This window comes from Exiguobacterium sp. Leaf187, assembly GCF_001423925.1.
GTDB classification, from domain to species: domain Bacteria; phylum Bacillota; class Bacilli; order Exiguobacteriales; family Exiguobacteriaceae; genus Exiguobacterium_A; species Exiguobacterium_A indicum.
On record NZ_LMPR01000009.1, the window covers coordinates 1,348,743 to 1,369,885 of the forward strand.

Genomic DNA, 21,143 nt, shown 5'->3' on the forward strand with positions numbered 1-21,143 from the left:
ATTCGCTTTAGGTTACCCTTTTTCGGAAATCATTGAACGTTTAGTGCCGGAAAGGTAGTCGTCAAGTTTTCGATGAACGTATCGAATTCTTGGAAATCGAGTTGTTGATTCGCATCAGACAACGCAAGTGCTGGGAACGGATGGACTTCGACCATGACAGCGTCTGCCCCAATCGCGTATGCCGCTTTTGCTGTTGGCAAGAGTAAATCCTTACGTCCTGTCGAGTGCGTGACATCGACCATGACAGGAAGATGCGTCTCTTGCTTCAGAATCGGAACTGCTGAGATATCAAGCGTGTTCCGTGTTGCACGTTCATACGTCCGAATACCACGCTCACATAAGATGACTTGATCGTTACCACTCGCCATGATGTACTCAGCCGCGTACATGAATTCCTCGAGCGTTGCAGAAAGACCTCGTTTTAAAAGAACCGGCTTATTCGTCCGACCGACTTCTTTGAGTAAATCGAAGTTTTGCATGTTGCGTGCGCCGACCTGGATGATGTCGACATATGGTAAAGCAGATTCAACGGCGCTCGGTGTCATGATTTCAGTGATGACATGCAAACCGTGCGCGTCCGCTGCTTTTTTCAACATCTTTAGACCTTCGAGTCCTAGACCTTGGAAGTCGTAAGGCGATGTACGTGGTTTGTACGCTCCGCCTCGCATGAACTTCACGCCATGTTTCGCGAGCTGTTCCGCGACCTCAAATACTTGTTCTTCGCTCTCGACCGCACACGGTCCAGCGATCAATTGTTGTGAACCGTCTCCGATGACGGCATCTCCGATCCGGATGATCGTATTCGTCGGTTTTTGTTTCCGTGATACGAGTAATTTCCGAGTCCGATCTTCTCCTTGTAATTCGAGAGAAGCTTTGAAAATTTCTTTAAATACATGCTGAAGGCGTCCTGTTTCAAAAGGTCCATGGTTATTAGCGGCAATTGATTCGAGCATTTGACGTTCTCGAACAGGGTCGTATCGATCAAGCCCTTGTGCTCGTTTGACTTTTCCGATTTCAACGGCAATTTGACCTCGTCTGTTCATCAATTCCAATAATTCTGCATTCACTAAATCGAGTTCATCACGTAATCTTTTTAATTCTGCATGTTGATCCATGTCCTACCACTCCCTAATCAGCATATAGCTCGTAATAGCAACTAATTATAGCGAACTCTTTCCCTGTTGTACATAAAGAAGCTGCATGATTTCTTAAAATATGAAAATAAATTACGTTTTTTCATATAATTTTTTGATGTTTCCTCTATAAGGAAACATAGAAAAAGAGCCCTCATGATGAGAGCTCCTCATGTATTGATTATTTCTTATGATTCACATCAGACTGTGGATCATTGTCTTCCTCTTGTTCGTCTGCTAACTGTTCACGTAACTCCGAAAGTTCAACGACCGTCTCCGTGTCGATTTCTTCTGCAACAGACGCCCCATCGACTTCGTCGCCGATTTCACGTTCAATGTCCCGTACGAGTTGCTCCGCTTCCGCGAGAGCAGCATCAATGCTTGCCTGATCCTTCTCAAAGCCCGCATATTGTGCCGCTTCTTGAACCGTTGGATTGTTCTTCGCTTTTTCAATGACAGGTGCTGCCTTATCTTTCGCTAGTTGAATCCACTCACCTACAAGTGGCTCAGCTTTTTCGCGGACGACTTGTGTCTGTTCCGTCAAACGTTGACGGGCAGGAGCCGTACGCTCGTCAATCAAATTGCGTACTTCACGACCTGATTTTGGGCTAGAAAGGAGAGCTGCCGCAGCGCCAATCAATCCACCAACGATGATTCCGGCAAGGAAGCCTCCTCCTTTAGAAGAATCTTGTGCTTGATATGGATGTTGTTTCGTCATGATTTACGATCTCCCTTCAACTCATCTGGAATGCTTTCAACGTCCGGTACTGACACGACTTCCGGTGTGACCGGCGCCTCTGCCTTTTTCCGGAATCGACGACGTGGCTTTTTCTCGACCGTCGTCGTTGCCGTCGAATGATTTTGAACCGTAGTCTCTGCCGGTTTATTTTTCTTAAATAACTCTACAGCGACCGAACCCCAACGGACTGCTTGCGCAATCTGTTCTTTATTCGTATCCGCCGCACCAGCGACCGTATCGGATACTGTCCGGACAGAATCTGTCACTTTGTTTAAAGACGTACCGAGTTCTTCGATCGAGTTTGCGACAGGTGCAAGCAATTCTGTTTTTTCTTCAATCGTATCGACCAGACGATTCGTCTTATGTAACAACGCTGTCGTCTCCATCATGATACCGTCTAATTGACGTTCAAGTCCTGCTGTCGTGTTGGCTACATTGTTGAGCGTCTTACTCGCAGCACCTAATACACGGGCAAGGAAAATGACGAGCACTACGAATGCGATCGCAGCGACTAATCCGGCGACTCCGCCTAATGTGATTTCCATGGTTCTTGCCTCCAATTTTTTTGCATAGTCTTTTGTTGATAGTTCGACATGTAGCAAGTCGTTCCTGCTACTCCAAATGGTTTATTTCCGTTACAATGATAAATGAAACCTACATAATCCATTTCGAGGGGGAAATTTCATGCGTGACCCACGTCTTACTCAACTGGCAACGAATCTCATTAACTATTCGGTTGCCCTTGAACCTGGTGAAAAAGTATTGATTGAAAACTTCGGCATCGAACGCGAACTGGTCGAGGCACTTGTTGAAGCTGCCTACGCGGCTGGCGGTCATCCGTTCGTCTTACTTAAGGATAATCGTATCCTACGAAAATTATACCGAAATGCTTCAGAAGAGCAACTCCAATTGATGGCAGACATCGAACGCAAGCAAATGCAAGCGATGGACGCATACATCGGACTACGTGCTGGTGATAACATCAATGAATTGTCAGATGTGCCGGCTGAACAGATGAAACTTTACGGTCAAACGATTGGTAAGATGCACACACAAGATCGTGTCAAAGGAACGAAATGGGTCGTCCTTCGTTTCCCAACCGCATCGATGGCGCAACTTGCCAATCAATCAACAGAAGCATTCGAAGACTTCTACTTCGATGTCTGTACGCTTGATTATGAAAAAATGGGTCAAGCGATGGAACCACTCGTTGACTTGATGAACCGGACGGATCGTGTTCGTCTCGTCGGACCAGGAACGGATCTAACGTTTTCGATCAAAGATATCCCAGCCATCAAATGCGCTGGAAATGCCAACATTCCAGACGGTGAAGTCTTTACGGCACCGGTCAAGGATTCGGTCAACGGTGTGATCTCGTACAATACACCGTCTCCATATCAAGGGTTCACGTTTGAAAACGTCAAACTGACGTTCAAAGACGGTAAAATCGTCGAAGCGACGGCGAACGATACGGATCGGATCAACCAAGTCTTCGATACAGATGCTGGTTCTCGTTTCGTCGGCGAATTCGCGATCGGCGTCAATCCTTTCATTCAGCATCCAATGAAGGATATTCTATTCGATGAAAAAATCGATGGCAGCTTCCACTTCACACCAGGTCAAGCTTACGAAGAAGCCTACAACGGTAATGACTCATCCGTTCACTGGGATCTCGTCAACATCCAACGTCCCGATTACGGTGGTGGAGAAATCTGGTTCGACGACGTATTGATCCGTAAAGACGGTCGTTTCGTTCTTCCAGAACTCGAAGTCCTCAATCCTGAAAACCTTAAATAAGAAAAAGCGGATGGCTCGTCCTACATAGGACGGGGTCATCCGTTTTCTATATCTTATTTTTTCAATGTCGCACGGAGCATCCAAATTTGTTTTTCGATTTCCTTCGCTTGACCAAGTAGATCATCTTCAACCGTCACGTCTTGTGCCTCAAGATGTTCAATCGCATCGAGCATCTCTTTTCGGACTTGTTGGAAGTCTTTGATGACGGAATCAATCATCTCATCTGCCGATAACCCCGATTTCGCTTCTTCAAGCGTCGTTTGCTCTAAATACTCTTTCAGTGTCGCAGAAGGTGTTCCGTTATTCATCAATAGACGTTCTGCAACAACATCATATTGTTCAGATACCCATGTATAAAGTTCTTCAAGCTTCTCGTGAAGCGTTAAGAAGTCTGGTCCTTTAATGTACCAATGATAATTGTGGAGTTTGACGAACAGTACCCCATAGTTTGCTACCTGTTGATTCAAAGCTGATTTTGCATGATTACTAATCATCTGATATTCCCCTTTCCTGATTTCAAATGACGTTCTATTTCATCTTTATCCTTAAATAACAAAGAATAAACATCATTCTCAGGAAAAGTGCTCTATCGAGGACGCTTTAATCCTTTCAACATATACCCACCTTTGAAGTCGACGGAATCGAATGCAACGAGGAATGCTTTCGGTTCGTATTCTTCGACGAGATTACGAAGCACTTTCATACGTGTTCGAGCCGCGAGCACATCTAACCGATAACGGACACCGTCTCGTCCTTGACCTTGATAATGTGTCACACCGAAACCATTATCGCGAATGACTTGAATCAGTTCCGCTGGAAATTCTTGCGTATGCACTTGAATCATATTGTAACCGATGGCGAGTTTTCGCTCGACATATCCACCGACGAGTATTCCTAGACCAAATCCAAGCGCATAAACGACCATACCGAGTGTCGTTAAGTCTTGGAATACGATTCCTAGTGCAAAAATGTAAATCAATGTTTCGACTGTGCCAAATAATCCAGCAATGACAGTCCGCCCTTTGACGAGCATGATCGTCCGTAATGTCAAAACAGGAACGTAAATCAACTGGAGCAATAAGATGAGTAAAATCTGTCCCATGGTGTCTTTCCTTTCCGTTAATAACTTCAACACATACACACTATTTCAAACTTTATTTCAAGATGCAATCCTATTTTAGATTTTCCTCATCGGTTTTTTGAAATTACTATCATAATTCAAAAATACGACAAAAAAAGCGCCACTCCGGTCGAGTGACGCTTTTTGATCTGTTGCTTATTTTACGCTTTGATACTGATGCTGATACGTCTGGATATCGCCCGCTCCCATGAACAGAAGCACAGCATTTTCATGCTGACGTAGAACAGAAACGTTGTCGCGCGTCAGAATAGAAGCTTGCGGGATTTTCTCCTGCAGATCTTCGACGCGAACTTGCCCTTCCTGCTCACGTGCCGATCCAAAGATTTCGCATAGATATGTCGCATCTGCCTCACGTAAAGAAGTCGCGAAATCATCCATGAATGATTTCAAGCGTGTGTACGTATGCGGTTGGAAAATCGCAATGACTTCACGGTCCGGATATTTTTTCCGTGCCGACTCAATCGTCGCGCTGATTTCCTTTGGATGGTGCGCGTAGTCATCTACTAAGATTTGTGTGCCGAATTCCGACTCACTGAAGCGACGTTTTACACCACCAAATGTGGCTAAACGTTCAGCAACGTCGTCTTTGCTCAATCCTTCGTACTGACAGATCGCAATGACAGAGAGTGCATTCAAGACATGATGACGACCGAATCCTGGAATGAGGAACGTGCCGTAGAAATCATCACGTAAATAAACATCAAATGATGTACCATCTGGCGTTGACGTCGCGTTTTCCGCGCGGAAATCATTGTTTTCTCCAAATCCATAATAGAGAACAGGTACATTCGCTTGAATGTTTTGAAGATGCTCATCATCTCCACAAGCAACGATCGCTTGCTTAACCTGCATCGCCATTTCTTGGAATGCCGAAACGACGTCATCGATTCCTGTGAAATAATCCGAATGATCGAAGTCGATATTCGTCATGATAGCGTAGTCCGGCTTGTAATATAAGAAGTGACGTTTGTATTCACATGCCTCGAAGACGAATGCTTTCGCATCCTCTACTCCTGCCCCTGTCCCGTCTCCGATCAAGAAAGCTGTCGGCGTGATACCGCTCAAGACGTGTGAAAGCAAACCTGTCGTCGACGTTTTTCCGTGTGAGCCTGTAATGGCGACCGAACGATATTCATTTGCTAGATGTCCTAAGAAATCGTAATAATGATGGATGGTTAAACCAAGTTCATTTGCCCGTGCGATTTCTGGATGATCATCTCCAAAAGCATTCCCTTGGATGATGACATAATCTTCTTTGATGTTATCCGCATTGAACGGGAAAAATGGAATTCCCTTAGCCCGTAACGCGTCTTCAGTAAAAATGTGCTTTTCGATGTCTGAACCTTGCACCTCATGATTCATCTCATGTAGTACTTGGGCGAGCGCACTCATCCCTGTTCCTTTGATTCCAACAAAATGATACTTTGTCATATAAAAGCCCTCCAATTCACGTTCCGGTCCGTACCATCGGGCTCGGGTACAAAACCTGTACCATTATAGCAAACCGATTTATTTTTTACCATGTAAATTATTTTGTTCTCGACGTGCGCGATACATCGCCATCAAGTCTTTCGTCGTCATAACGACGTTAACAGGCGGTCCGACCGGTTTTTTCACTTCCGACTGAACAGGCTTATCGACCTCAGTAACAGATGGATCTTGATCTACTTCAATAGCAGATGTATCAAAAGTCGGTGCGAAGCTCTCCGCTTGTTGCTCAGCTTCTTTTTCATCAGCAGACTCTTCACTTGATGTCTCTGTCGGAACAACTGATAATTCCACCGTCTCACTGTTGGAAGATGTTTCAGTTTCGTCCGTTTCTTCTACTTCGGTTACGGTCGGCACTTCTTCTCTTACGAGCTCTTCACTTGTGTGAGGTTCCGGTATAAGTAATTCGACGTCCGTCACCGGTACAAGACCAGCATCTGCTTCCGCTTCGTCTAATACGACTTCTGGCGCGATTAGTTCTTGATTCGTCAAAGCAACCTCATCAGTATTTCCCTCTTCGACTGTTTCCGAAACCTGTTCACTCGTTTCCGTTTCTTCCGTAGCTTTTACGGTTTCCGATGCAGATTGCTTCGGACGTTGGAATCCATAAATCGGTGAAGGCACATCCGTTAAAACGAAGCGATCTTCACGCTCCTCTTTTTTCGGACGTTCCACCGGCTTTGTCTCACGTTCCCCTGCAAGCTCTCGACGAATCCGGGCAGCCTGCTCTTTTAGTGACTGTTCATAACGATTACTCATACGTTCACCCCTCCATCTTGTTAAAAAATCGGTCGAATCATCGACCGATTGAGAATGCTTCCCCTACTGCTTTTGTATCATCGAGTACAAGAATCCCTTTTTCTTGTGGTGCATCGACAAGTCCGAGCTCACGCGCTGAACAGAGCATACCACTTGATGGTACGCCGCGTAACGCTGAAGGACGGATGATTAACCCAGACGGCATGACCGCTCCCGGTTTAGCAACGACTACTTTTTGACCCGCCGCTACATTCGGTGCTCCACAAACGATTTGTAAAGTTCCGTTATCTACTTCTACCTGACAGACCGATAATTTATCAGCATCCGGATGCTTCTCGCAAGAAGCAACGAACCCAACAACGAATTTCGGAGAATAATCCACTTGTTCGAGTGACAATTCGATATCTCGAATCGCCAGTTCCTTTTGGATGACTGTTGCCAATTCTTCCGTCAATTCAACCGGTCCTTGTGTCTCGATCGTAAACGTAGTCGAAGCATCAAACAGGTTGTAACCGACGACACGATCACCATGCTTGATAGTTGCTACGTCTCCTTCACGAGTCGCTGTCACTTCCGCACGTGGTGCGTCTTCCAAAATGATCATTAAGACGTCGCCGACGCCCTCTTTATTATAAAACACATTCATTCAATCCATGACTCCCTTCCGTCTTTCTCACAATGCCTATTGTATCAGATTCTTCACTCTTTCGGCTGCTTGTTTTTCGCAAGGACGAAGACCGGCTCCAGATTGCCATCTTCATATAAGAATGGCAGTGCCGTGACCGGTACACGACCGTTCGAGAAGAAGTCAAACATCAATTGCTGTAAGACATCATATCCGGCGTCATTCCGAATATCAGCGAAAATCAGCACATCCTGATGCGGAATTCCGACTGCGAATTCTCCTTCGATTTGCGCCGCATAATCGGCTAATAAAGTCTTGTTCAAAACACGACTCGCCTCATATCCGTCGCCGAGACTCAAGAAATAAAAGATATTCCCTGCGACTTCGTCTTGTTTAAATGGCGCTTCAAGCGATTTCACATTAAAACGCGCTGCTTCTGATAACTGTTCAGCTGTCCATTCAGCAGACGCCAGTAACTCCTCATCAATCAAACGATACGTCGCCCCTAAATCAAGTGCGTACATGATTTTCGTCTCACCCGTATGTGGTGTACTGACGAGCGTCTTCCCTTCTTTTGTCGTATCGGCAAACGATTTAGCGCGAATGACAGGAAAGATTTTTTGTTCTTGTCCAACGAGTGAGATTTGATCCGTTTGTCCGAGTACAGCACGGATATATTCGATCGTCTCTTCGACTGCAATGACACCTCTTCGTTTTGCTTTTGCGACAAGCGGATTCAATCCGACATCAACGCCTGATTTATCGTGCTTTCGCTCAATTCGTAATACAGACTTTTCACGATCGAAATATGTCGTGTACCCTTCTTCTTCAAATGTTTGTGTCATCATTCTTCGGATTTGTTGTAGTTCCATTCGAATTCATCCTTTCTATCATGAAAAAAAGCGAGTCAGCGCTCGCTTTTTTCTTAAACCGTCTCTAAAAATGCTGTCACCTGTTCTGGTGTCTTCCGCTCTTTCCCGACATAACGCCCTGTCTCTTCACCATCGCGGAATGCAACAAAACTCGGAATTCCGAAGATGTCCATTTCCTGGGCAATTTCAATATGATCGTCGCGATCGACGTAGTAAAACTCGAAGCCGTTAAATGTTTGCTCGATTTCCGGCATGAACGGATCTAAGAAGCGGCAATCCGGGCACCAGTTTGCTGAGAATAAAAAGACGGCATTTCCTTGTTTTGCTGTATCGAATTCTTGTTTGGATTGTAATGTTTTCATGATGATTTCCTCCTTTGATTTCCCTAGAAGTCATTGCCCTCATCATAGCATATTCAATTGTGGCTGTGCGTTTTCGTGCTTGGTTTGCTATACTGCAACTAGAAAACACCTGGAAAGGACTTCACTATGGCAGATCAACCAATCAAACATCCGTTCGAACGCTTCGTCGGCTTCGTTGGCATGACGAGTTGTTTACGTTACGGCTATTCCTTCATTGATTCCGAAAGAAGCTTACCCGAAATCTTTTTGTACTTAGTCGTCGGTTTTGCGATCATCATTTTACTCGAAGCACTCGGAAAACGACTCGCTCGAAAATTGCCCGTCGTACGCATGCGGTATTTGACTCCACTTTACCTCATTTACCTCTATGTTTTCTTTACGAGTTTTTATTCAAGTTCATTCGGATTCTCTTTATGAAAAAAGCTGATTCAAAAAGTCATATGCTTGTTCGTCCACCATCCGGTCAAACAGGCGTATCCTTTAGAATCAGCTTTTTGTATTTAATATTCGATTTTTAAATCGCCATCTTGAATCCGACCGAGACGTCGTAATAGGCGATAAATGAAATAACTGATGATGCCAGGCGCAAGGAAACAGAGGACAGCGACTGCTAGATAATACTCCATTTCGAACCCCATCGTTTTTAATAACATCAACGGACCAACGAATCCGCTCGTGCCCATACCAGAACCTTCCGGATTGCTCTCAAGCATCAACAGAACAGTCGCAAATGGCGCTAGGATTGCGCCGGCTACAGTCGGCGGTAGAAGAATCCAAGGATTTCGAATGATATTCCCTACTTGTAACATCGACGTACCAATCCCTTGGGCAACCACGCCACCGATTCCGTTATCACGGTAACTGATGACGCCAAACCCAATCATCTGTGCCGCACAACCGATCGTCGCCGCCCCTGCAGCAAGTCCATCCAAACCAAGCATGATTCCAAGCGCGGCACTCGAAATCGGCGCCGTCAATGCAAGACCCATGACGGTAGCAACAAAAATTCCCATGAATAATGGTTCGCGTTCCGTTCCCCAACGAATCAACTCACCAAGATCCGTCATCCCTTTCCCAATCCACTTTCCCGCGTAACGTCCGGCAACGAATCCGGCTAGTAACGTAACAAACGGCGTCAATAAAATATCGAGTCGTGTCGTCTTTGAAACGAGTTTTCCGACCTCTGTCGCAAGAAGCGTTGCAATGTAACTCCCTGCTGGTCCTCCTGCTTCATATCCGAACGCACCAACGGCAACTGCTGCGAACAAGATCAGCGGTGGTGCCTCAAGTGCAAACGCTACAGCCACACCGATTGCTGGTCCAGTCAGTGCGATCGCCTGCTCTCCTAACTGAATGAGGAACTTCGCCTCTACACCACGCCCCACCAGTCCTTCACCAATCGTCCGGATGATGAGACCCATGATCAACGAACTAAACAAGCCAAGTGCCATATAACTTAATACGGTGATGAAATATACTTTAGGGCTAAGTGAAATCCCTTTTTGTTTGAACATCTTGTCACGTCCTTTTCTTAACATCGCGTATCATTATATCAAATCTCCTTTCTATCCGACTACATTGTTTTTTCAACTGACAAGACAGTCCGTACTTACATCGTTCTTATTAAACAAAAACAGACAGCGGATTCACATCCACTGTCTGTCATGTCATTCACTTAACTTGCAGCGTCGCGAGCGTCGTCGTATCGAGGTTCGTGACGAGTTTCCGAAGCAATTCCTTCGCCGCATCATAATCATCTGTATGCATGATCGATGCATGCGTATGGATGTAGCGTGCTGGTAAACCAACGACTGTCGTTGGAATCCCATTATTCGAACGATGGATGACACCACCATCGGTTCCACCTGCACCGACATAATATTGGTACGGAATCTTGTTCGATTCTGCCGTATCGAGGACGTAATCCGTCATCTCTTTTGAGAGAATCATGACACTGTCTTTAATTCGAAGCAATGGGCCTTGTCCGAGTTGACCGAATTCCGTTTTGTCTCCTGATGCATCATTGGCAGGAGAAGCGTCGACGACGAACGCGACGTCGGGATCGATGAGTGCTGTCGCTGTTTGCGCTCCGCGCAATCCAACTTCTTCTTGAACCGTTGCACCCGAGAACAAAATGTTCGGATGATCCGCCGCTGTCGTCTCTTCCAGTAATTCAATCGCCATTCCGACACCATAGCGATTATCCCATGCTTTCGCCATGATCTTCTTCGGATTCGCCATCGGTGTGAACGGGAAGAATGGTACGGCAGGAATACCCGGACGTACTCCAAACGATTCTGCCTCTTCTTTTGAGTCTGCACCGATATCGATGAACATGTCTTTGATCGCCATCGGCTTATTGCGTACTTCTTCTGTCAACAAGTGTGGTGGAATCGATGCGATGACACCAGGGATGACACCGTTATCCGTACAGATCGAGAAGCGTTGCGCAAGCAACACTTGGCTCCACCAGCCACCGAGCGGTTGAATCCGTAACATTCCGTTCTTCGTGATTTGCGTCACCATGAATGCCACTTCGTCCATGTGCCCGGCAACCATGACTTTCGGTCCTGTCGCATCGCCTGTTCGTTTTCCGAAAATCGAACCGAGTCCATCCGTAACGATCTCATCCGTGACAGGTGTGATGCGCTCGCGAACGAACTGACGAACGTCGTGCTCAAACCCTGGTGCCCCATTTAATTCCGTCAGTGTTCGAAATAACTCTCTCGTTTTTTCATTCATATGTATCGCCTCCTGCTTCTCATTATACAAAAAATTGCTTCTATCACTTAACCTTTTGTTTCTCTCTGAACGAATTATTTGGTACAGTAGGAATAGAACCTGTAAGGAGGGGAATTTTAATGAAAAAACGCTATTGGATTATCGGATTGGCAGCAGCTGTCGTCGCCGCTTTCGCAGTGAAGAAAGCCGTTGATGACAAACAACTTTCTGCCGAGGAAGCGCTCGAAATCACGAAACGCACATTTTCAGCAAAAGGACGTGTCCAAGGTGCATGGATCTCTGCAACACCAGAGGCTTACGCATATGAGTCACGTGACTACCAAAGCTACAAAGGTGGCATCTCGGTCCTTGAAGGTGATGACGAAAAAACGTATCAATTCACAGTTGATGCCGAAACTGGCGCTTTACTCGAATACGCTTAATCAAAAGACCGTGCTTCGATCGACGAAGTACGGTCTTTTTTCCACGTTCACCTGAAGGAGGTATGATTCATGTCGATTCTTGCTACGCTGTTTGTTATCCTCGTTGCTTTGGAACACTTTTATATTTTAGCACTTGAAATGTTCTTTCTTTCTTCCAAAGCGGCTCGTCGAACGTTCGGTTTAACGGACGAGGCTGTTGCATCACAACAAATTCGGACACTTTTTGCGAATCAAGGCTTATATAACGGATTTTTAGCAGCCGGACTCGTATTTGGTCTGATTCGTCAGGATGTTGCCATTCAATTGTTCTTTTTAGCGTGCGTCATCATCGCTGCGCTTTATGGCGCCGCGACCGCCAATCGCTCCATTCTACTCAAACAAGGCCTACCTGCCATACTTGCTTTCATCTTCGTGTTGCTTGCATGAGAAAAGCCTCTATCCGATTGGATAGAGGCTTTTTTTCTTAATTAACGCGGGTTGTCGTTGCGTTCGTAGATCGGGTTCATGTATTCCGTCGTCGAGTATAGACGTGGAACAACGATGTATAAGATGACCGCTGGTACAGCGATGATCAACAACATCAAGAGCATCGGTAACCAGTAGACGACTTTTTGTTGAAGATTATCCGAGTTACCGTCGATGTATTCTTTTACGCCATCAACTTTTGCAGCATCGGCACTCGTCAACAATTTACCGCTATCGGTATTGAAGAAGTGGATTTCACGTTTGATTGTGATGAAGATGCCGTCACGGACTGTCTCGATGACAGCGATCCCGCCGATGACTTCTTCTCCTTTTTCATTCGTGAACGTCTTCGGATCCTCGATTTCGACCGAACCTTTTTTATAATCGTAATGCGTCGTTGGTAATTCCTCATCTAATGCTTTCGTCATTTCTGAGGTATCAACCGCAGCAAGTACCGATTGACCGATACTTAATGCGAGAAAGAGCGCCGTTACGAAGGCTAAGCTTTTCTGCCACATCCCCAAATTCCCCCTTTACCTATAAGTACAAGTTCTTCAGTCAACAACATTGTACCAATTAATAAGAAAAAAGTGTGAAAGAAATACCAGGAAAATAAGAAAACTTTTTGTCTAAATTAATTTTGGTACGTTGCTTCCATCCGATAAATCGGTTGACCCATTGATGAAAAACGCTCTTCGTACTCTGTTCGGACGTTATCTTCCGGTTCATTCGCATGTAAATCAAGTGACATCCAGTCGAAGCGCATGCCGTATGCTGACATCGTCATCAAACTCGATTCGAACAACTTCCGATTATCTGTCTTGAAGTGGATTTGACCTTTCGCTGGTAAAATATCTTCATATGTCGAGAGGAATGTTTTATACGTCAAGCGGCGTTTCGCATGACGTGTCTTTGGCCATGGATCAGAGAAGTTCAAGTACACCCGGGACACTTCACCTTTTTCAAAGTAATCACGTAAGTCTTTTGCATCGACCGTCAAGACGCGAACGTTCGATTGTGGTGTTTCGACCAATTTTTGAACGATCGTCACGGCAACGCTTTCGAATAGTTCGATCGCGATGAAGTTGATATCCGGGTGTTGGTGCGCCATTCCGGTAATGAATGCTCCTTTCCCTGATCCCACTTCGATGTAGATCGGGTTATCATTCTTGAACTCGCTAGCCCATGCTCCTTTAAGAGATGCTGGTTCTGCTATATAGATCGAGGATTGTTCCTTCATATAATCCTGCGCCCATGGTTTATGTCGTAAACGCACTATCGTTCATCCTTTCCAAACTTAAATTATCCGCAGATAAGTTTATCATGATTCGGGTAATTATATAAGAACTTCTTCGTTTCCTATCGAAGAATGTTCAGCAGTTCGTCACTTGAGAAATAGTGAGCATTCTAATACACTTAAGGTACGTAAGAACCGAAAAGGAGGGCTATACTGTGGATGATTTCTTGATTAGTTGGGCATCTCCCATCGTTCTCGTCTTGGGAATCACTGCTTTGTTCGTCTGGGCGACTTTCGGAAAAGTCGACGTCGAATAAGGGCAATCTCTGTACCTTGTGTAATCATACACAAGGTACTTTTTTTATTTTCTAAATGATTTTAGGTTGGTTTTACCATGAAACAGATGTATACTTTTTTTGAAACAGATAATTTATTACAGCTATCGAACACCAAAAACGTTGGTAAAAAGGAGAATTGTAATGAACGAAAATAAAAACAGCGATTCAAAAGAATTAGTACAGAAGAAAACAGGTGCGGATCTCGTCGTCGATTCACTCATCGAGCAGGGTGTCGATTACATCTTCGGTATTCCCGGCGCCAAAATCGATTCCGTCTTCAATGTGTTACAGGACCGGGGACCTGAACTCATTGTTGCACGCCACGAACAAAACGCTGCCTTCATGGCTCAAGCCATCGGACGCTTGACGGACAAACCGGGTGTCGTCCTTGTGACATCTGGTCCTGGGGCATCGAATTTAGCGACTGGTCTTGTGACGGCGAACTCTGAAGGTGACCCTGTTGTCGCAATTGCCGGAGCTGTCACACGGGCCGATCGTTTAAAACGAACACATCAGTCGATGGACAATCAGGCACTCTTTACACCGATTACGAACTTCAGCGCGGAAGTACAAGATGCCGATAACATTCCAGAAGTATTATCCAATGCTTTCCGTACAGCAGAAACGACTTCCGGGGCTGCTTTCGTTAGTATCCCTCAAGACGTCGGATTGAGCGAAGCGAACGTCACGGCATTCCGTGCGGTTGAAGCACCGAAGCTCGGTGTTGCACCAGAAGCTTGGGTCGAAGAGACGGCTCGCTTGATTCAAGATGCGAAGCTGCCTGTCTTGTTACTCGGTATGCGCGCGAGTCAGCCAGATGTCGTACACGCGATTCGTTCGTTACTCAAAAACGTCTCGATTCCTGTCGTTCAGACATTCCAAGCAGCTGGCACATTATCACGTGAACTTGAATCGAATTTCTACGGACGTGTTGGATTGTTCCGTAATCAGCCAGGAGATGCGTTACTTGCAGAAGCGGATCTCGTCCTCTCGATCGGATATGACCCGATCGGCTATGATCCGAAATTCTGGAACCAACCGACGCACGACCGCACGCTTGTCCACATCGATCAAATGCGCGCTGAAATTGACCACTTCTATCGTCCAGACCGTGAACTTGTCGGTGATATGGCGAAAACGGTCGATGCGATCGCTAAACGCCTGCAACCACTCACTTTACCTGAGAGTTCCGTGCAATTCCTCGAAGGATTACATCAACGTCTTGTTGATCGCGATGTTCCCCCAGTCGCGGATTCTCCATTGACGCACCCGCTTTATTTCATGAAGACGTTACGCGAAAAAATTGCGGATGATGTCACGGTCACAGTCGATGTCGGCTCTCACTATATCTGGATGGCACGTCATTTTCGTTCATATGAACCACGCCACCTTCTCTTTAGTAACGGGATGCAAACACTCGGCGTCGCACTTCCTTGGGCAATCGCGGCAACACTCGTACGTCCAGGAAAAAAAGCTGTCTCGATTTCAGGTGACGGCGGATTCCTCTTCTCTGCAATGGAACTTGAGACAGCTGTCCGTTTGAACTCACCACTTGTCCACTTCGTCTGGCGCGACAGCGGATTCGATATGGTCGCGTTCCAACAAGAGATGAAATACAAACGGAAATCCGGTACGTCATTTGGTGACGTCGATCTCGTCAAATATGCGGAAAGCTTTGGAGCAAAAGGACTCCGCGTCAATCATCCTTCGGAACTCGCAGCAATCATGGATGAAGCACTCGCGACAGACGGTCCCGTCATCGTCGATGTACCGATCGATTACCGTGACAATATCGCGCTCGGAGAACAAGTTCATCTCGATCAATTGAACTAAGGAGGATTCACATGGCACACGATAAAACACTCGTCCAGATTTCAACGATGATGGCACTGCTTGACGGCGTATTTGAGAGTGAAGTCACGTATGCTTCCGTCCTTGATCAACGTGATTTCGGTATCGGAACGTTTGACCACTTAGACGGTGAGATGATTGGATTCGATGGTCAATTCTATCAACTCCGCTCAGATGGTAGTGCTCGACCGCTCCAACCTGAGACGACGACACCTTTCGCGACATTAACCCGTTTCGAGCCGGAACAAACCCTGACCGTGACGGAAGAGATGTCAAAAGCGACGTTTGAGCACTGGCTGAACGAACAACTCCCAACGATCAATAGCTTTTATGCTATCCGGATTGACGGAACATTCACGGAGGTTCAGACACGCACCGTCGCACGCCAGGAAAAACCGTTCGTTCCAATCACGGAAGCTGTCGCTTCTCAAAGCGCTCGTACGTTCGAGCACACGGAAGGAACGCTTGCCGGATACTATACACCACGATTTGGTCACGGTATCGCCGTCGCCGGATATCACCTTCATTTCATCGATGCTGCTCGCGCAGGTGGTGGTCACGTCTTTAACTACACAGTTAAGAACGTCACCGTCACATTCGAAGAAAAGCCGCAACTTGATTTACGTCTACCGACGACAGCAGCTTATCGATCGGCAGATCTCGAAAGTCATGATATTGAAAAAGAAATTAAAATCGCTGAAGGTTAAGCAAAAAAGCGTGTCGTTCCCTTTCGGAATGACACGCTTTTTAGTCGTTTGAGTATTCAAGTAGCTGTTCAAGAAAATGATAACTGTCGTCGACATCCGGATGACGCGTATCTTCATACCAGTAGAGTGACAATACTGCTTGCGCTACGACATACCAGTGCATCCGTTGTTTCAGATCACTCGTCAAAGGATGTCCATAATGTTCGAACCATTCTGGCCAAGCCGCTTCGTCGACATAACTATATAACATCATTCCAAGATCGTACGCACGGTCAGCAATAATCGCATCATCCCAATCGTTCAGATAGAGTTGACCGTCTGCTCCCGTCAACCAGTTATTGTGGTTCAAATCTGAATGACAAACGACCTGCTCATCCGTTCTTACCTGCTCCAGATTTTGTTCGAGGTAAACCATCGCATGTTCCACGAGCTCCGGATCCTCTAAATCATCCGGTTGAAAGTACAAACGACATTGTCGCAATAACTCATCAGGTTCGATCGGGCGCTGGTCAAGCTGTTGTAGCATGAACAGTAATTCCTTCGAATCATGGATTTTCCCAAGCAAACGTGCTACTTCAGGACGTTCCATCATTTCGGGCTCTAACTCGTCGCCTTCAATGAACTGTTGGGCGCTGATGACGTCCCCACTATAAATCCGTTTCGTCCATAATAACTTCGGAACGATTCCGTCTGCGGATAAAATCGCCAAAAACGGCGATGAATTTCGTTTTAAAAACAACTTCGATTGTCCGGTTGAAGCGATGTACGCTTCTCCTGTGATTCCACCTGCTGGCGTAAGGGTCCAGCCTTCACCAAGCGCATCTAAAATATCTAATTCCATTATAATCCGCTCAACTTTTTTAGTAGATTTGCCTAAGGCACAATGCTTATCTTAACACGTTGCGATCGTCGTTGACAACGGAAGGACCTGAATCCTGTCGACACCTTTCAGAAGCGGGTCGACCGAGGCCTCATCCCCTTGTACATGCACATTCCAGCGCGAATGATCAAGTGAGACTTCAACGATTTCGCGCGTCGTATTGTAAACGATGAGCGTGCGTTGCCATGCATCATACGAGTGGACCGCTCCAAGTTCATAAGCAATGACACCCGGACGTAAGTCGATGAAATGAAGCAACTCGCGAATCTGATTCGCTCGGTGCAACCGGAATCCGCCATGCATTCTACGAATCTGCAAAATCGTCCTGATGTATGTGACAAGGGACAGATGATCATCCCGCCGTTCCCAGTCCATTCGATTGATCTCGTCTGGTGCGTTATAGCTGTTTTCAACACCTTGTTTCGTGCGTAAGAACTCTTGACCTGCGTGAAGAAACGGAATCCCTTGCGCAAACAAGGCAATCGTCTGAGCTAGGCGACTCATCCGCAATAATTGCTGTTCATCTGCCTCTGGACAAGATAACTTTAATTTATCGTATAACGTATGATTGTCGTGCGCCTCGACGTAATTGATGGAATAGGTAGGTTCCGGAAAACGTCCGTACGTTTGATTGTCGATATGGACACTTCCCGCAATCCCGTTTCGGACCTCCCCTTCCTTCCAGCCATCTCCCGCAACGAAACCTCGGTCGAATTCACTGAACGTCGATCCTTTTAACGCGTCACGGAACACATCATTAAAATGGGCGATCCGCGGCATTTGCGCAGCGGAGGCACTCATCGCCTTTAATCGTTCCGGTAACGCTGTCGCGAGATCCCACCCTTCTCCATACACCAGAATCGTTGGATCAATCGCATCGAGCGCCGCACGAACATCATTCATCGTCTCAATATCATGAATCCCCATCAAATCAAATCGAAAGGCATCAATCCGGTAGACTCGAGCAAAGTACGTCAAACAGTCAACGATCAGACGGCGCATCATGAATCGCTCAGATGCGGTATCATTTCCGACACCTGTTCCGTTCGATAGTGTTCCGTCTACTTCGTAGCGGAAATAATAACCAGGGACAAGCTGTTCGAGAGAGGAGCGTTCTCGAATGAAGACGTGATTCATGACGACATCGAATGTGACACGAATGCCTGCTTCATGGAGTCGCTCTACCATTTCCGCGTATTCTCTGACGCGAACGAGTGGTTCAACCGAACTCGCATAACTCCCAGCTAGCCCGAACCAAAGCATTGGGTCGTATCCCCAGTTATATGGAGACCGCGTCCGTTCATCGGTCGTCTCAAAAAAGTGGACTGGTAGCAATTGCAGATGGGTGATCCCGAGATCCAGGAGATAATCAAGTCCCGTCGCATGACCTCGAGGAGAGCGCGTTCCTCGTTCCGTCATCCCTGTGTATTGACCCGGATAACTTGAACCAGCTGAGTGATCGATCGTGAAATCACGGATATTCGCTTCGTAGATGACAGCGTCTGACGGTTTGACGAACAGAGGACGCGCGACACGCTTCGGGAACCACTTGGTCATCGTCCGTTCGACGTCAACGATGACACCGTATCGACCATTCTCCGATATCGCACTAGCGTACGGATCAACGACCTCTTTTGTGCCAAGGTATGTCGTCACTTCATACCGATACCAGCACTCTGCGATATCTTGTTCCAGTTGAAGATGATAAGCACCTTGCTCGTGTCGCTCCATTTCGTACTTTCCGAGCAACCGTTCATCTTGATCGTACACGACACACATGATCCGTTCTGCGACCGGTGACCAAACAGCAAAGTGAAATGTACCCTTTTCTTCCCAGACACCGAGCTTCCCTTCGTAACGGTACTTGCGCTCGAACGCTTCCGTCCGGACTAACCGGTCAGGAACGACGCGAATCGACCTCCCTGCTCCGAACACCTCATATCGGCATTCGAGCTCGACCGGTTCCAGAACCGTCAATTCATAAATCACCAGTTGTTCCTCACGGTGTGTTTCGACTTGCTGGATCGCAAGTGATTGTCCATCACATTCAAGCGACCAGTGGATTGACGGATTGCCTTCGACCTCGACTCGGATGCTTTGGAACGATGAGAACTCCGCCCGGATCACTGGTATCGCTACTTCTTGGTTTGTCATCTCTTTCGCAACGACAATGCCGTCGCTCCCTCCCTTACTCTTGAATGCGTGACTGTTCCTCACTTTGGATCGCCATTTGAAACGGAATCGATACGGTTTCCTTTAGGATTTTTTCACACACACGCATTTGAGCAGCTTTTGTATGAGTCGCATTCCCATTCATACGATTCAACCATTTAGGAAAATCCACTTTATTGACATACGTCGTCGTCGTTTCTTTTGGAATCTTATCAAAATAACCACTTGGAGCTAAGATGACCCGTTCGATCGGTAAATCGTAATCTCGTCCAAGAATCGTATGCAAAATGTCTTCCGTTCGTTTTAAACTGATATTCGGGTTCAAAATCTGTTTCACAGATGCTTTGAACGGTTGTTCCCGCCACAACTTATCTCGTCGAATATGATAAATACTCTCTTCACCATCGAGCCATTCCATGATATAGATCGCGGACGGACCGACGACAAATGGACTCAACTCGACTTCTCCGACTTGATAGTGAATGACCGCCCGATAAAACATCGCATATTGTTCATTTAGTAGATGCAACATCTGATAGAAGTCTAAATGACGTTTTAATGGAATCCGCCAAATGTCCTCCTCCCCTGCTCCGCCAGCGACGTTCAAGAGTTTTTGTAACTCGAGACGTTTTTTGTACCATTTATCAAACGCTCTTCGAGATAATTGTTTACCCGGAAGTTGAATGACTTCACTTTTTTTCATCACTTGCCACCACTTCTTCGGACGGATAAGCGTCTCCCCTGGAAACAATTCTCCTGTCTCCCATTTGCGATAAACGTTCGTATAATCAAGTGCCTGGTGTTCAACAAATCGTTTCGTCATCTCTAGCGGATTTTTTTCAAATCGACTATCTAAGTCATATAGTTTCATCAAAATTGCGATGGGGATCACCTCATTCCTCTTCACCTAGATGAATCCGATAAACCGGCTCATATCGCGGTGAAACCTCTGGTCGTACTTCAAATAGAACGAGTTCACGAACAGTCCACTCTATTGATCGGATCGGACTCGTCTTCCATTCGGCTGCCTCAGCGCGCCACTTTTTCGCGATCGTGACATGCGGAACGAATGGTCTGGTCGAATTCGGATCAATCTGTTCCACTAATTGAAACAATTCTTCCGATTCCGTTCCAAATCCTACGACGCGTGGTCGTTCATCCCGACCGAACGTGATCAAACGATCGAATCGTAGCACGAACGGTTCCATCGTACGCGCGATCTGCTGTAACTGCTGTTTCCACGACTGCTGTTCTTTTTCCTCCAATGGACCGAAAAAACGAAGTGTTAGATGATACTCTTCTAACGTATAGACGTTACGAAAGTACTCAGGTAGCGATAACCGTTCAGCAAGATTTGCCAAATCTTTAGAAGGGATCGGCAAAGCAATGAAAAAGTGTCGTTCTTGTCTCATC

General features: G+C 46.3%; 25 protein-coding genes. 7 read left to right on the forward strand and 18 right to left on the reverse strand.

Translation table 11 applies throughout. The features are described 5' to 3' along the window. Positions 1-29: 29 nt before the first annotated feature. From ASF99_RS11230 to ASF99_RS11240, 3 genes are all read right to left on the reverse strand, one after another. Positions 30-1,115, reverse strand: a complete 1,086-nt coding sequence (locus ASF99_RS11230; protein WP_023469069.1) for a bifunctional 3-deoxy-7-phosphoheptulonate synthase/chorismate mutase — start codon at positions 1,113-1,115, stop codon at positions 30-32. 199 nt (positions 1,116-1,314) lie between these two features. Continuing rightward, positions 1,315-1,851, reverse strand: coding sequence for a YtxH domain-containing protein (locus tag ASF99_RS11235; protein WP_023469070.1), 537 nt, complete (start codon positions 1,849-1,851; stop codon positions 1,315-1,317). Next, positions 1,848-2,417 carry a DUF948 domain-containing protein gene (locus tag ASF99_RS11240; protein ID WP_055968785.1) on the reverse strand — a complete coding sequence of 190 codons (570 nt, stop codon included), beginning with the start codon at positions 2,415-2,417 and terminating at the stop codon, positions 1,848-1,850. The genes ASF99_RS11235 and ASF99_RS11240 overlap by 4 nt, the downstream gene beginning before the upstream one ends. A 139-nt stretch (positions 2,418-2,556) precedes the next feature. On the opposite strand from ASF99_RS11240, the gene ASF99_RS11245 reads away from it, so the two are divergent. Continuing rightward, the gene (locus ASF99_RS11245; RefSeq protein WP_029342360.1) at positions 2,557-3,669 is read left to right on the forward strand and encodes an aminopeptidase; all 1,113 of its coding nucleotides are present in this window, start codon (positions 2,557-2,559) and stop codon (positions 3,667-3,669) included. A gap of 53 nt (positions 3,670-3,722) precedes the next feature. On the opposite strand, the gene ASF99_RS11250 is transcribed toward ASF99_RS11245, so the two are convergent. The 7 genes from ASF99_RS11250 to ASF99_RS11280 all read right to left on the reverse strand — a co-directional run bounded on the left by ASF99_RS11250 (position 3,723) and on the right by ASF99_RS11280 (position 8,916). Further along, on the reverse strand, positions 3,723-4,163 hold the full coding sequence (locus tag ASF99_RS11250) for a Dps family protein (RefSeq protein WP_023469073.1): 441 nt from the start codon (positions 4,161-4,163) through the stop codon (positions 3,723-3,725). Between the two features lie 92 nt (positions 4,164-4,255). Then, positions 4,256-4,771 carry a DUF2179 domain-containing protein gene (locus ASF99_RS11255; RefSeq protein ID WP_023469074.1) on the reverse strand — a complete coding sequence of 172 codons (516 nt, stop codon included), beginning with the start codon at positions 4,769-4,771 and terminating at the stop codon, positions 4,256-4,258. Positions 4,772-4,945: 174 nt separating this feature from the next. After that, the gene (murC, locus tag ASF99_RS11260; RefSeq protein WP_023469075.1) at positions 4,946-6,241 is read right to left on the reverse strand and encodes a UDP-N-acetylmuramate--L-alanine ligase; all 1,296 of its coding nucleotides are present in this window, start codon (positions 6,239-6,241) and stop codon (positions 4,946-4,948) included. 78 nt (positions 6,242-6,319) lie between these two features. Then, positions 6,320-7,057, reverse strand: coding sequence for a hypothetical protein (locus tag ASF99_RS11265; protein ID WP_055968787.1), 738 nt, complete (start codon positions 7,055-7,057; stop codon positions 6,320-6,322). Between the two features lie 37 nt (positions 7,058-7,094). Next, complete coding sequence (gene ytpR, locus ASF99_RS11270) at positions 7,095-7,703, reverse strand: YtpR family tRNA-binding protein (protein WP_055968790.1); 609 nt, start codon at positions 7,701-7,703, stop codon at positions 7,095-7,097. Positions 7,704-7,756: 53 nt separating this feature from the next. After that, the gene (locus ASF99_RS11275) at positions 7,757-8,554 is read right to left on the reverse strand and encodes a DUF1444 domain-containing protein (RefSeq protein ID WP_055968792.1); all 798 of its coding nucleotides are present in this window, start codon (positions 8,552-8,554) and stop codon (positions 7,757-7,759) included. Between the two features lie 53 nt (positions 8,555-8,607). After that, on the reverse strand, positions 8,608-8,916 hold the full coding sequence (locus tag ASF99_RS11280) for a thioredoxin family protein (protein ID WP_023469079.1): 309 nt from the start codon (positions 8,914-8,916) through the stop codon (positions 8,608-8,610). A gap of 126 nt (positions 8,917-9,042) precedes the next feature. Between ASF99_RS11280 and ASF99_RS11285 the strand changes: the two genes are divergently transcribed. After that, positions 9,043-9,333: a hypothetical protein gene (locus tag ASF99_RS11285; RefSeq protein ID WP_023469080.1), complete on the forward strand. Its 291-nt coding sequence runs from the start codon at positions 9,043-9,045 to the stop codon at positions 9,331-9,333. Positions 9,334-9,416: 83 nt separating this feature from the next. On the opposite strand, the gene ASF99_RS11290 is transcribed toward ASF99_RS11285, so the two are convergent. Together ASF99_RS11290 and ASF99_RS11295 are read right to left on the reverse strand one after the other, a co-directional pair. Beyond that, entirely contained in the window at positions 9,417-10,430 is a 1,014-nt protein-coding gene (locus tag ASF99_RS11290; RefSeq protein ID WP_023469081.1) for a PTS transporter subunit IIC, read from the reverse strand. 157 nt (positions 10,431-10,587) lie between these two features. Then, positions 10,588-11,658 carry a M42 family metallopeptidase gene (locus ASF99_RS11295; RefSeq protein ID WP_035396484.1) on the reverse strand — a complete coding sequence of 357 codons (1,071 nt, stop codon included), beginning with the start codon at positions 11,656-11,658 and terminating at the stop codon, positions 10,588-10,590. Positions 11,659-11,777: 119 nt separating this feature from the next. On the opposite strand from ASF99_RS11295, the gene ASF99_RS11300 reads away from it, so the two are divergent. Together ASF99_RS11300 and ASF99_RS11305 are read left to right on the forward strand one after the other, a co-directional pair. After that, positions 11,778-12,080, forward strand: a complete 303-nt coding sequence (locus ASF99_RS11300; protein WP_023469083.1) for a PepSY domain-containing protein — start codon at positions 11,778-11,780, stop codon at positions 12,078-12,080. A gap of 69 nt (positions 12,081-12,149) precedes the next feature. Beyond that, positions 12,150-12,506, forward strand: a complete 357-nt coding sequence (locus ASF99_RS11305) for a DUF1304 domain-containing protein (protein ID WP_023469084.1) — start codon at positions 12,150-12,152, stop codon at positions 12,504-12,506. 41 nt (positions 12,507-12,547) lie between these two features. Here the strand turns inward: ASF99_RS11305 and ASF99_RS11310 are convergent, their stop codons facing one another. Further along, a complete protein-coding gene (locus tag ASF99_RS11310) occupies positions 12,548-13,063 on the reverse strand; it encodes a hypothetical protein (RefSeq protein WP_055968794.1) in 516 nt (171 codons plus the stop codon). Positions 13,064-13,179: 116 nt separating this feature from the next. After that, positions 13,180-13,821 (reverse strand): tRNA (guanosine(46)-N7)-methyltransferase TrmB, encoded by a 642-nt coding sequence (gene trmB, locus ASF99_RS11315; RefSeq protein ID WP_023469086.1) that lies wholly within the window; start codon positions 13,819-13,821, stop codon positions 13,180-13,182. 176 nt (positions 13,822-13,997) lie between these two features. On the opposite strand from trmB, the gene cydS reads away from it, so the two are divergent. The 3 genes from cydS to budA all read left to right on the forward strand — a co-directional run bounded on the left by cydS (position 13,998) and on the right by budA (position 16,678). After that, a complete protein-coding gene (cydS, locus tag ASF99_RS17770) occupies positions 13,998-14,099 on the forward strand; it encodes a cytochrome bd oxidase small subunit CydS (protein WP_023469087.1) in 102 nt (33 codons plus the stop codon). Positions 14,100-14,261: 162 nt separating this feature from the next. Beyond that, positions 14,262-15,953, forward strand: a complete 1,692-nt coding sequence (gene alsS / locus ASF99_RS11320) for an acetolactate synthase AlsS (RefSeq protein ID WP_055968796.1) — start codon at positions 14,262-14,264, stop codon at positions 15,951-15,953. A gap of 11 nt (positions 15,954-15,964) precedes the next feature. Further along, the gene (gene budA, locus ASF99_RS11325) at positions 15,965-16,678 is read left to right on the forward strand and encodes an acetolactate decarboxylase (protein ID WP_055968799.1); all 714 of its coding nucleotides are present in this window, start codon (positions 15,965-15,967) and stop codon (positions 16,676-16,678) included. A 40-nt stretch (positions 16,679-16,718) separates the two neighbouring features. On the opposite strand, the gene ASF99_RS11330 is transcribed toward budA, so the two are convergent. Genes ASF99_RS11330 through thpR form a run of 4 tightly spaced genes read right to left on the reverse strand, consistent with a single transcriptional unit; the run spans position 16,719 to position 21,142 of the window. Next, on the reverse strand, positions 16,719-17,519 hold the full coding sequence (locus ASF99_RS11330; protein ID WP_023469090.1) for a phosphotransferase family protein: 801 nt from the start codon (positions 17,517-17,519) through the stop codon (positions 16,719-16,721). Between the two features lie 51 nt (positions 17,520-17,570). After that, positions 17,571-19,775: a type I pullulanase gene (pulA, locus tag ASF99_RS11335; RefSeq protein WP_235515935.1), complete on the reverse strand. Its 2,205-nt coding sequence runs from the start codon at positions 19,773-19,775 to the stop codon at positions 17,571-17,573. Further along, the gene (locus ASF99_RS11340) at positions 19,747-20,622 is read right to left on the reverse strand and encodes a hypothetical protein (protein WP_235515936.1); all 876 of its coding nucleotides are present in this window, start codon (positions 20,620-20,622) and stop codon (positions 19,747-19,749) included. The genes pulA and ASF99_RS11340 overlap by 29 nt, the downstream gene beginning before the upstream one ends. Position 20,623: 1 nt before the next feature. Further along, positions 20,624-21,142, reverse strand: a complete 519-nt coding sequence (thpR, locus tag ASF99_RS11345) for an RNA 2',3'-cyclic phosphodiesterase (RefSeq protein WP_035396473.1) — start codon at positions 21,140-21,142, stop codon at positions 20,624-20,626. Position 21,143 lies beyond the last annotated feature (1 nt).